The organism is Formosa undariae, from assembly GCF_042427615.1.
Lineage (GTDB): Bacteria > Bacteroidota > Bacteroidia > Flavobacteriales > Flavobacteriaceae > Formosa > Formosa undariae.
In genome coordinates, this window is the sequence record NZ_JBHMEZ010000012.1 from 854,056 (window position 1) to 866,975 (window position 12,920).

The following is a 12,920-nucleotide window of genomic DNA, read 5'->3' on the forward strand; positions in this document are numbered from 1 at the left end:
CTTATTTTCTACGAAAAATGCATTTTCCGACTTAAAAACATAACTGTTTTTAGAATTTTCATAACAATTTGTATTAAAAACAGCAATTACCACTCTTAAAAATTAATGATTTATAACGTTTGCGCCTATAATTTATAGTAAATTGACTACTACAAGGCAATATTAAGTAATTCGCCACTAATTTGTAGTACATCTAACTCGGCTAATTTAGCATCAAATTTGGCTTGATTTCGACTTAATTCAGCATTTCTTAAATTGAGTTGTGCTTGCCTAAATTCGATAGATGTAGTTTGTCCTAATTTAAATTTTTCTTCCGTACGTTCGAAGTTATTTTGAGCCGTTCTAATATTACCTTCTTGCACATGGTAAATGGATAGTTTGTTCTGATAATTATCCCAGGCATTATTAAAATTACGATCAATATCAAGAAGCAATTGTTCTTTTTGCAATTCCTGATTTTCTAATGTTAATTTAGAATTTTTAACTTGAGTAATTGTTGCGCCACCATCGAATAAGTTCCATGATAAATTTAAGCCTCCAGAAAGCCCTGTATTTGTAGATTCCGAAACGAAAGATGCAGCATTATTATTGTTTTTATTCCAACCGTAAGACCCATTTAAACCTAAGCTTGGTAGATATTGAGATTTTCTAGCCTTTATACCTATTTCACTTAATTGTATGTTTTTATTTGCTTGTAACAGGCTTATATTGTTCGCCTTAGTTTTCTCTAACAAATCTGTTTTATTTAGTTGTAATAGAAAATCAAAATCTGTTTTAACCTCGAAATCTGACTCCATTTTATTTCCTAAAATAACGTTTAAATCGCGCTTGGTATTAATTAAATTCTGTTTTGTATTAATTAAATTAATGCTATCATTATTAATATCTACTTCAGCATTAAGAACATCTAACTTTGTGTTTTGTCCATATTCAAATTGATATTCTGATCGTAAAAGTCTGTCTTTAGAAATATTTATGGTTTGCTCCAAAGACGCTTTGTTTTCAGAAATATTAGCTAAACTATAATACACTGCGAATAATTGTAAGACTACATTTTCGATAGTCTCTCGAGCTTCTAACTGAGTTAAATTATAGGTTTCCTTAAGCGTCTGATAATTGTACTGTCGCCCTAACCCATCAAAAAGTAAATAATTTAAGGTTACAGATGCATCATATCTAGAACTTTCAGCCCCGTTTAATGTCGTTGTTTCTCCATTAGAAAATTGAGCTTCTGTATTATCTAAATTAAAGTTAGCACCAGCAGCACCCGATAATGTAGGTAAGTATCCTGAGTTTAGGATCGCTGCATTATTTTCCGCTACTTTTACATCGTTGTTAATAATCTTTATTCCGTAATTATGCTCTAGAGTTAACGTAAAGGCTTCTTCGGGTGTCAGAATACGTTGTGCAGAAGCTGTTATAGACACTAAGATTAAAGTAAGTAAAATATATGTTTTAAAATTCATGCTCTTCTTTTTGTTCTTTAATTGCACGTTCAACTTCTTCTTTTGTAACTTTTTTACCTGTAGATAGCCACTTAACATTAGTCTTTATACTATTACTAAACGAAAGAAAAAGTGGTAGTACTAGTAATGTTAAAATAGTGGCATACCCGATACCGAATGAAATAGAAATAGCCATTGGTTTTAAGAATTGTGCTTGCCTACTTTTTTCTAATAATAAAGGTGCTAAACCCGCAATAGTAGTTAATGATGTTAGAAAAATAGCTCTAAATCTTGATTTTCCTGCATCGGATAAAGCCATATCGAATGACATCCCTTCCTTCAAATTACTATTAAATTTACCAATTAATACCAGCCCATCGTTAACCATAATTCCTAATAAAGCGATAATTCCTAAAAGCGATAGTACGTTTACTGGGAATCCTAATAACCAGTGTCCCCAAGCGACAGCTGTTAAGCTAAATGGTACTAATAACAGCAATAATAAAGGCTGACTATAACTTCTAAATGTAAAAGCGATTGTAATATAGATTAGTAATAGAATTACCGTTCCTGCACTACTTAAAGATGATGTTAATTTTTGAGCCTCACGATTTTGACCTTCAAAAGAAGCAGAAATTGTAGGGTATTTAGATTGTAATTCTGGAATCGTTGTTTTTTTAATATCGTCCAAAATATCTGTAGCACTTGTACTTGGATTTTTTAAATCGGCAGATACTCTAATCTCGCGTTTCCCTTCTAAGTGATTAATGGCTACATCGCCACGAACAATACTATAAGTTGCAATATCTTTTAAACTCACGCGACTTCCTGAAGGTGTAAAAATACGCATATCCTCTAAATCGTTTATAGACTCTCTATTTTCTCTATCGTATCTTACCCAAACTTTAATTTCATCTTGTCCTCTTTGAAATCGTTGTGCTTGCGCTCCAAAAAAACCTGAACGTACTTGACTCATCACCGAAGACAAATCTAAACCTAGCAAATAGGCCGTCTCTTTTAATTCTAGGCGAATCTCTTTTATACCTGCTGGATCATTATCTTCTATATCCTTAAGTAGTGCATTCTCGCTTAAAATCTGTTTTAATTCTAATTTAGCTGCTTTTAATTCTTCTATATTATTTCCTAATAATGCAACTGAAACTGGACTACCTCCGAAATTACCTCCTGAACCAAATATTAAACGTTCTGTCCCTATTACTGGGCCAACTAATTCCCGAAGTCTGTTTGCTACTAAAGATGCATTTATAACATCTGGACGATCTTCTCCAGGTAACATATTTATCACTAATTCTGCACTAGAACTACTTTTTAAAGACAGAATTGTGTTTTCGAAAAGCTCCTTATCGGTATCCTTTAAATATTTTTCAGTAAATTCTTGATTAACTATAAGTGCCTTTTCTTCAATCATAGAAATAATCGAATCTGTAACTCTTACATTCGTACCATTTGGCATATCAAGTTCTATTGAGACACGATCACTGGCGATTGAAGGGAAAATTGTAACTCCAATAACGCCTCCGCCTACAGCTCCAAATGTCAAGACTAAAAGTCCTACAAAAATACCTAGAGACAGTATTTTGAATTTAAGGATAAAGTCGAATGTTGGTGCGTATACTCTATCTCTTAAAAAAATCATCACGCGATCTCCTAATGCATTTATATTTCGCATTTTAGAGAAAAACTGATTGAATTTACTAGGATTCTCCTTCGGAACCTCTTTACGTAGAGCTTTAGAGTGTGCTAAGTGCGCTGGTAAAATAATTAAAGCTTCGATTAGTGATACCACCAAAGTTAAGATTACAATAACCGATACTTCACTAAAAAACTCTCCAATTCTGCTATCTAAGAATTGAAATAATGAGAATGCTAAAAGCGTCGTTATTATAGCTGAAACTACTGGAGGGATAACTTCCATAGTTCCGTCGATTGCCGCTTGAACAGGTGTTTTTCCTTTTTCGTAATGCTGATAAATGTTTTCGGCAATTACAATTCCATCATCCACCAAAATACCAATAACAATAATCATCCCAAAAAGAGAAAATACATTTATGGTGACGTCAAACTGACTTGCGAAAATAAACATCCCTAAAAACGAAATTGGAAGTCCAAAAGCAACCCAAAATGCTAAACGCGTATTCAAAAATAATGATAGAAACAATAAGACCAATAACATACCCACAATAGCATTTTCAGTTAAAAGCTGGGTACGTTGCTTTAATGTTACAGAAAGATCTCTTACAATATCTAACTGCACATTATCATGCTTAAGATTATAATCTTCGATATAGGCTTTTACATTATCTGCAGAAGACATCAGATCTTCGTTATTGGTACTCGTAACCGAAATATTAACAGCTAATTCCTGATTGAAAAAAGTCGCATTTGGTGTTTCAGAAAAACGATCTCTAATTATAGCTACATCCTTCAACCTAATTATTTTACCATCTTGCGTAGCTCTAACAATAACATTAGAAAGTTCGTCTCCATAGTACGACCTGTTATTGGCACGAATTAAATATTCTTCCGTATTGGTTTTAATATTACCTCCTGTAATTAAAATATTTGAAGACGACACAGCATTGGCAACTTCACTAAAAGTTAAATTAAAGGCTTGTAAACTTACTTCGTTTACAGCTATTTCAATTTCCTCTTCAGGATATCCACTTACTGTAACTTGCGAAATACCATCGATAGCGCGTAAGTCATTCTCGACCTGACGTCCAATTTGTTTTAATGTTACTAATGGTACATTTTTACCATTCAAAGCAAAAGAAATGGTTTCTCGAATAGCCTCTTGTTTCGAAACTACTAAAGGTTCCATACCTGTGGGAAAAGAAGGTACACGATCTACCGCATTTTTCACCTCCAATAACATAAAGTCAATATTCTCGTCCTTTTCGATCTCGACAGTGATAATACCACTATTCTCTTGAGACGTAGAAGTAACACGATCGATACCTTTTAATCCTTTAAGGTTATCCTCAATTTGTAACACGATACCTTCTTCAATTTCTTGAGGAGAAGCTCCAGGATAAGTAATATTTACATTAATTATTTTAGAATCTGTTAATGGAAAAAAAGAAGATTTTAAGGATAATATACCTAGTGTACCAAAGGCAATAAATGCGATTATAAATATATTAACAGCAATGTGGTACTTAATAAAATAAGCTATAATTTTTCTCATAACTTACAAATTATCTTCTTTAGCAGTTACATCGGAAAACGGTTTAACTAACATACCTGCATATGCTCCTGGCACTGGCTTTGCCAAAATGACTGTGCCATTAGGAATGCTTTTTAATACGACAGTTGTTTCAGAATAAAACACCGGGTTAACATCTATCATGTCTAGTGTATTTTCTTTTAAAATAAATATTTTAGCTCCATCTAGCATTAAACTTCTATCTATTTCAATTGAATTTTCTTCTTCCTTAGCGTTTAGTTTAGCTTCTAAATACATGCCTTCTTTTAAGTCTTTATTTGTAACTTCAATAAAAGCAGTAATCGTTTGAGTAGCCGTATCTACACTACCATTAACTCTGGAAACAATACCAGTATAGGTTTCTGTATGTTCTAAATTATTAAGCGCTACTTGTTCTCCAACCTTTAGTAAGGTAGCATAAGATTTACTCAAAGCCACTTCCATTTCATAGCTCGTTGGATCTATAAATTCTCCTAATTTCTGACCACTACGTATTAACGAACCTTCCGTTGCCAATGCTTCAGTTAAGATCCCACTAAATGGTGCTACAATTCTATATTTAGTTAAATGTTGTTCTAAGTTTTTTACATTGTAATAACTAGAAATAATTCCCCGACCGGTAATAAAATAATTTTCTTTTTCTGAAGGCATTTCTGGCAACTTAGGTGTCGACTTTTCCATGTCAAAATTCACCAAATAATCTTGCCATTTTTGATATATTTTTGGATAATCGAAACGCAAATCCGGCATTATGGCCGCTATATCGTTATATAAATTACTTTTAGCAGATTGTACACTTGCATAATATTCGGAAGCGTCAATATCAATTAAAATTTGCCCCTTACTATATACTTGCCCAGGTTTAAACAAAATATTTCTAGGTTTAAAAATACCTTGAACTTCAGAGTATAATTCTAATCTACGTTTAGCAAGCAAGCTTCCATGTGCTGGAATTAATATAGGAATTGTTTTATTTTTAACCGTATCTGTAAATACTGTTTTTATGATCTTTTCAGTAACTGGTTTTGGTTTGGTTTTAGAATCAATCAATCGTTTTGCTAAGAAAAAAGAGAAAACAACAAAAAGTATCCCAATGATAGAAAGTAAAATTTTTCGCATGTAGTTAAGTTTAGTACTTGTCTTAAGACAGTAAAACTATCGTTAAGTTAATTTTAAAAGTCTTAAAAAAATCATAAAATACATAATTAACTATCAGTAAGTTAATTACTAACACTAAATGTAACATAATATATAATAATGAGCTAAATAGTAGCGTAAATTACACAGTATAATGCCCTGTAGTATTTCATGAATTTAAACAATCAAGAATGTTATATAATTTCTTCTGTTCTTTATTACATAATAAGCGATCTATAACGAAAAGCACAAGTAGCTAAAAAGCTAGTAACCTAAAAGTGTCAGACTCCTTCAATAGTTTACCTCTTACCTTAAACTTTAATTTAAACACCACATTGGAGTTATATATACAGGCACATAAATTTTATTTTACATACAACAGGACATCTCGTACGTAAATATAAGGTGTAGAAAAAGTTTAAATCTTATAATTAACGCCATGTAGAAAAGATGTTAAAAGACATGTATTATAATTTTATTTGATTGAAAATGGATGAAGGAAGAAGAAATTTGGACGAATTAATCCATAAATTAAACTCTAATACACATGCTCTATCTATGTACCGAGCTTAGACCTATGTCAATAAATTGTTAGATCAATTATGCAATGTTTTAATATTATAAAGAAAAGTAGCTAGTTGGTTAGTTAGCGGTATGAATAAACAATATCTAATTCCAATTCTCAAAATTAGAAAATAGAATAACGAAAACCCCCTCCATTACTTCAATACATTATTACACTCTTAATATTTATACTTATTGGATCTAATTACGTCAGAGAACTATTTTTACTAGAAATAAACAGGAAGGGGATTCTAGACTAATTCAAGGCGAAATTTATAGTTTAACTCGGAAATTTGTATCCATCATTTTAGCCTATATATATATTATTATACTAATTTATAAGCGTTTATAAGGTACAAATGCATTATATATGAAGAATGCAGAACAATTACACAGATACTTTGATAATTCTATAGAAAAACATATCTATTTCTATTTCCCAAATCCAAGTGCCCAACGGCCGCTGTATAGCCCCTACAACTTATAGTATTTTACTCAATTATTTTGAGATATCTCTTGTACTATAACAAGCTAATCCATGTATCAGAATCTCAGTGTTTTGGTTTTATAGGATGGTAAAATAGTATCAACACAGGATAACTTACCACAAATATTTAACATTAAATTAACTTAATTTTACCACAAATCAATAACATAAATACATATTAAATGATTTTATAGTAATTATTTAACTTAAACACTTCTTTTTATTAATCTAACTTTACTAATTATTTATGAAAAATTTCAGATTAACATTTCTAAAGAAACTATTGCCTTTATTAGGCATGGCATTATTATTTACAGGCATCTCCTATGCTCAAAACACACCCGTCACAGGAATGGTAAACGACGAAACAGGCATGCCAATACCAGGTGTTTCAGTTGTACTTAAAGGTACCGTTACCGGGACTACTACTGATTTTGATGGAAATTACAACATTAATGTAACGCAAGATGCTCTTCTTGTTTTTAGTTATATGGGGTTTAAAGAACAAGAGGTAAGTGTAGGATTAAAGACAACTATTAATATTACTATGGAAGCCGACAATCAAGCTTTGGATGAAGTTATTGTTATGGCCTATGGTACAACAAATAAAGAGGCCCTTACGGGTTCTGCATCCGTTATAAAGGCTGGTGACCTCGAAAAGATCAACAACTCTAGTATTACCAAATCTCTTGAAGGATTAAGTTCTGGTGTACAAGTTCTTAACACCGACGGCAGGCCAGGTTCTGAAGCTACTATTCTTGTACGAGGAATTACTTCTTTTAATGCTTCAAATACTCCTTTGTATATTGTTGATGGTGCTGCATTCGAAGGAGCTCTTAATCAAATTTCAACATCAGATATCGAATCGATGACCGTATTGAAAGATGCAGCTGCAAACGCACTTTATGGATCACGTGCTTCTGGAGGCGTTATTGTTATCACAACAAAACAGGGTAAGTCTAAAGAGGGAAGAGTAAATTTTAAAGCAAAATGGGGTTTTACCGACTTTGCTGTGGATATGCCAGGACAAAAAGATCCCGGCACAACCTTTGAATATACTTGGCAAGGATATTATCAGGGTGCACTACAAAATGGAGATACCGACGCACTAGCAAGAGAATACGCTAGTAATAATGTTGTTGCACACTTTTTTCCTCAGTTTAATGAAGAGTTAAGAAATGCTACAGGTAGAATTTATTACAACGCTTATGATACTGACACACCGGTAGGTACTGATGGTAAAATAAAAAGTGATGCAAACTTTCTGTGGCCTGAAGAAAATTTTGACTGGTACAATTCACTTTTCGACACAGGATTTAACGAAGAATACAGCCTTGATTTTAGTGGCCGAGCAGGAGACAAAGTGCAATATTTTTTCTCCATTAATCATCTGAATGATGGTGGTATTTATACTACACAGGAGTTTGAAAGAACAACCGCTCGTCTGAACCTAACAGCACAAGTTAAGGACTGGATTAAAATAGGGAACAACTTTTCCTATTCACACTCCTTTCAAAACGATGTAAATGCATATACAAGGTTTTACCGCACAATGCCATCTGTTTACGCCGTGAACGAATGGGATTATGCCAATAACGATTATTTCTACGATAGCTATGGGAATAAGGTTCCTGACGATGCATGGGATCCTGATCAAAATCAGACCAGACTTGCATGGTCACACTGGGTACAGCAAAAACAAGGTGAATATATGAATGATTACGGGTGGAGCTATACTGGTCTTTTCAACGATTCATTCAATACTTCAAACTATATTGAGTTAGACTTAATAGAGGGACTTAAATTTAAAACCTCGGTGTCTTTAAATTTGAATCTTTCAAGTCGAACTTGGTTTACTAGTATAACAGATAATCCTAGTGGTCCAGGAAACGCGACTGAAGCCGAATCAAAAAATTATTCACTTACCTATAACAACCTTTTAACATATAATAAATCATTTGGGAATAATAACATTAGCCTACTGTTAGGTCAAGAAATATTTTCTCAGCAATGGAATTATCTTTCAGCATCAGCTCAAGGATTTCCAATTGATGGACTCTATGAATTGAATGCTGCTACAGAACCTACAGCGGCCTCATCATACCTTGATGAATATAAATTACAAAGTTATTTTGCAAACGTAGAATATAATTATGATAACAAATATTACTTAGGAGCAAGTATTCGTACCGATGGATCTTCGCGCTTTCATCCAGATACGAGATGGGGAACATTCTGGTCAGGATCGATGTCATGGAGAATATCAAAAGAAGACTTTATTGATGATGTTACCTGGTTAGATGAATTGAAAGTTAAAGCGAGTATCGGGTCTGTTGGAAACGACAAGGTTGGGCTTTATGCTTACGAAGGACTTTTTAGTTCTAGGCCTGACTTAACAAATACAGGATATTTAATGAGTACGCTTGCTACTCCAGATCTTAAATGGGAGCAAAATATACAGACTAACTTTGGACTGGATTTTAGTCTATTTAAACGTCTTAGTGGGTCTTTCGAGTATTTTATTAAGGATTCTAAAGATTTGCTTTTTGAAGTTCCATTATCACCTTCATCTGGTTTTACTGGTTACAATCAAAATATTGGTAATCTACGAAATAGTGGTATTGAAGCTAGTCTGAGTTATGCAATTATTAATGAAGGAAACCTACGCTGGAATATATCTGGTATGGTAACAAGCATTAAGAATGAGATTACAAAATTACCAGAGAATTGGAATGAAATACAAGGGAATTATTACAGAGGAGTCGGAAATTCACTATACGACTGGTATATGCCTGAATGGGCCGGACTGAATGAGGAAGGAGCTAATACTTGGTATGTATTTGAATTTGAAACAGATGCTAATGGAGAATTTGTAAGAAATAGCAAAGGAGAAAAAAATGTATTAAATAAAACAATAACCACAGAGTATAGCGATGTAAATAATACTGACCAACGCAGACTTGTAGGCTCAGCTATTCCTACTATATATGGTAGTATCACCAACTCAATAACATGGAAGGGAATAGATCTTTCTGCAATGTTATTTTTTAGTGCAGGACAAGATGTTTATGATGTTGATTTTATGGAAAGTACCAGATGGAGACCCTTTTTCGCTGTAACAGATAATTGGGATAAATACGGCTGGGACTACAACGGAAATGACCCTAATAGTTTGATGCCTAGAGTTTCTGAAGAAGATTACTTGAACGGAAATACAGGGAATTATTCAACACAATACCTGTTCAAAAATAATTATATGCGACTTAGAAATCTAACTATTGGTTATACATTCCCAAAAGAACTTACTAGGAAAATAAAAATGGAAAACTTCAGAGTCTATGTTAGTGGGGATAATCTATTCACTTGGGGAGATGCTGTTGATAGAGGAACAGATCCTAGTGTTGGGCTTTCGGGAAGAATACAAAACGGAAATGAAAGTAATCAAAGTTTCTCTACGCGAAAATTTATAAATTTTGGCCTAAATGTAACTTTCTAATTTAAAATCGAATAACTTAAAAAGTTGAAAAATATGAAAAATATAATCAAAATTTTTATGGCATTGGCACTTATGGTTAGTACTACTGGGTGCGAAGATTATCTGGAGACAAGTTCTTCAGACGAAATTTCAGCAGATTTGATGTATACAGACGTGTCCGGGGCCCAGTTTGTACTTAGCGGTATATACAGGGATATGCGAGACGCCACATCAAATACTGGAGGAGGTGTTTTAACAACCTTGAGACATTGTACTTCAGTTTATGGTGATGAGATGGCTACAGTTAGAATAGGAAATTCTTTTAATTATTGGTGCGACCACGATTATAATTATGATTTAATAAATACAACTTCTAGTGTTCCTCAATTAAATTGGAATTATTTCTATAAGTTAATTGCTAACTGTAATTCCATACTTGAAAATATTGAGGCAGCAAATGGAGAACAAATAACAAAAGACCACATATCAGGTCAAGCACTTGCAATTAGAGCTTACTCATACTTTTGGCTTGTAAGAATGTTTGCTCCTCCTATAGATACGGAACTAGGTGTACCATTATATGAAACAGTAGATATTTCAGGAGCACCACGTTCAACCGTTGGAGAAGTATATACAAAGGTTATCGAAGATTTTAATACAGCAATCGGACTACTAGAAGGCTACGAACGCCCAGATAAGCATTATATTAATAAGGAGGTTGTACAAGGTATGTTAGCTTATACATATCTTACTCATGAAGAGTGGGCACTAGCAGCAAATATGGCAAATCAGGCACGGCAAAATTACCCGTTAATGAACAGAGAAGAATTCAGATCGGGACAAAATAATGAAAACCTTCCAGAATGGATGTGGGTAATTAAACAACAGGAAGATCAAAGACAGAATTGGTCCACACTTCTAAAATTTTGGGGAACATATGGTGGTATTGATAATAACTATAAAACTTGGTCTCCAAGATTCTTTATTTCGGCGAACTTAGCTAGTAAGATTGAGCCAACCGATGTAAGACACCAGTTTTACGATTATAAAGAGCAGATTCTTGAAATTAATGATACAGATACAATATTCTTTACTGCAACTGACAAATTTTGGGAAAGTTATCGTGAGGAAGATTATATGATGGGAGACGTGTCCTGGATGCGAGGAGCAGAGATGTATCTAATTGAAGCAGAAGGCCTTCTTAGAAGTGGAGATCCATCAGGTGCTACTACTGTACTAAACGAATTACAAATAACACGGGAAGCTACTCCTACAGAAGCCACTCTTCAGAATATTCTTTTAGAACGAAGCAAAGAACTTTATGGAGAAGGCTATAGTTATTTTGACCTAATTCGTAACGACCTACCTGTAATAAGAACAGCACCCCAAAGAGCCTATACAGGAATGCCAGCACATGACTGGAGTTGGATACAGCAGATACCTATAGACGAAATAACGACTAATCCGTTCATTAACGAAATAGATCAGAACCCTATAGAAGGTTCTTATAAGTAGGCTAATTATTAATGAATTATAATCCAAACGTATAGCAAAACCAATGTAACAGATATATATTATAAATTAGTTGAGATATAGTTTTATGAATAAATGGTCTTATTTGCAGTAATAGCAAATAAGACCATTTATATTAGTATACGTAGAGAAAAAAATATGAGATTGTAGACATGTTAGAAGATCAGAATAAATGGAAACAAGATCATTAAGCACTGTAAAATATAAAAAAAGTTATAATCCTTCGAATTTTAATAACTCCGACTACAAGTAACAATTTATTTCTAGAAGTCGACATCAACTTTATAAAGCTCTTAATAACCAGAAGCAAATAAAATCTAAAATCCTATTTGAACAACATCCTGATTTAGACAAAGCATATCCAATAGAATAAGATATATATTATACAGTAAAACTATAGGATAAAGGTTTACAGAAAGTATGGATTCACAAAGAATAATTACAAGTATACTCAAACAGCTTTACGCAAGAAAACTTCACGATTAACATTACTTGTATTTCCAACTAAATTGAATACCACAACTCACCAAAAGTAATCTATAACCACATATCAATCCGAACTATAGAATCACAGTAAGTAAAGTGAAAAGAGAAGTAAAAAAGAGAGTATAGTCTATTTAGTAAGAAAGCAATTAAAATGGAATAATAGTACTCTAATTTTTTTTTTTGATTTGGTTATAAACAAAAAAAATCCTCAATACAAAAGTATTGAGGATTTAGATTTAAAAAAGGCAACGTCCTACTCTCCCACAAATGCAGTACCATCGGCGCTAATAGGCTTAACTTCTCTGTTCGGAATGGTAAGAGGTGAGCCCTATCGCAATAATCACCTTAAATTGTTGATCGTTAGATGTAATTATTTACAATCTAATCAACCGCGCAACTGCGCAAATATCTTAACATATTGAAAAAGGACCCTGATGGTCTTCTACATAAATACTATAATTCTATAATAACTCTTTTTAACTTAATAAAAAAACAATGCTCCCCTCGGTACTTTTGCAAGTACATGTCCCCTATATTACTATAAAGTTAGAGGGGGCTTTTATACAA

The 12,920-nt window shown here is 33.1% G+C and carries 5 protein-coding genes and 1 rRNA gene; 2 read left to right on the forward strand and 4 right to left on the reverse strand.

Annotated elements, in window-relative coordinates; genetic code table 11:
- Positions 1-149 precede the first annotated feature (149 nt).
- The 3 genes from ACFFVB_RS14575 to ACFFVB_RS14585 are packed head-to-tail and all read right to left on the reverse strand — an operon-like array spanning position 150 to position 5,790.
- Positions 150-1,466 carry a TolC family protein gene (locus ACFFVB_RS14575; protein ID WP_382383851.1) on the reverse strand — a complete coding sequence of 439 codons (1,317 nt, stop codon included), beginning with the start codon at positions 1,464-1,466 and terminating at the stop codon, positions 150-152.
- Entirely contained in the window at positions 1,456-4,653 is a 3,198-nt protein-coding gene (locus tag ACFFVB_RS14580; protein WP_382383853.1) for an efflux RND transporter permease subunit, read from the reverse strand. The genes ACFFVB_RS14575 and ACFFVB_RS14580 overlap by 11 nt, the downstream gene beginning before the upstream one ends.
- A gap of 3 nt (positions 4,654-4,656) precedes the next feature.
- The gene (locus ACFFVB_RS14585; protein ID WP_382383855.1) at positions 4,657-5,790 is read right to left on the reverse strand and encodes an efflux RND transporter periplasmic adaptor subunit; all 1,134 of its coding nucleotides are present in this window, start codon (positions 5,788-5,790) and stop codon (positions 4,657-4,659) included.
- Positions 5,791-7,106: 1,316 nt separating this feature from the next.
- Between ACFFVB_RS14585 and ACFFVB_RS14590 the strand changes: the two genes are divergently transcribed.
- Positions 7,107-10,355: a SusC/RagA family TonB-linked outer membrane protein gene (locus ACFFVB_RS14590; RefSeq protein WP_382383857.1), complete on the forward strand. Its 3,249-nt coding sequence runs from the start codon at positions 7,107-7,109 to the stop codon at positions 10,353-10,355.
- A gap of 33 nt (positions 10,356-10,388) precedes the next feature.
- On the forward strand, positions 10,389-11,849 hold the full coding sequence (locus ACFFVB_RS14595; RefSeq protein WP_382383859.1) for a RagB/SusD family nutrient uptake outer membrane protein: 1,461 nt from the start codon (positions 10,389-10,391) through the stop codon (positions 11,847-11,849).
- Positions 11,850-12,593: 744 nt separating this feature from the next.
- On the opposite strand, the gene rrf is transcribed toward ACFFVB_RS14595, so the two are convergent.
- Positions 12,594-12,701: ribosomal RNA gene (rrf, locus tag ACFFVB_RS14600) — 5S ribosomal RNA — on the reverse strand.
- Positions 12,702-12,920 lie beyond the last annotated feature (219 nt).

Bases quoted from the DNA above. Each gene is read 5' to 3' on its own strand.
- ACFFVB_RS14585 (WP_382383855.1), bottom strand. From the start codon at position 5,790: ATGCGAAAAATTTTACTTTCTATCATTGGGATACTTTTTGTTGTTTTC.
- ACFFVB_RS14575 (WP_382383851.1), bottom strand. From the start codon at position 1,466: ATGAATTTTAAAACATATATTTTACTTACTTTAATCTTAGTGTCTATA.
- ACFFVB_RS14580 (WP_382383853.1), bottom strand. From the start codon at position 4,653: ATGAGAAAAATTATAGCTTATTTTATTAAGTACCACATTGCTGTTAAT.
- ACFFVB_RS14590 (WP_382383857.1), top strand. From the start codon at position 7,107: ATGAAAAATTTCAGATTAACATTTCTAAAGAAACTATTGCCTTTATTA.
- ACFFVB_RS14595 (WP_382383859.1), top strand. From the start codon at position 10,389: ATGAAAAATATAATCAAAATTTTTATGGCATTGGCACTTATGGTTAGT.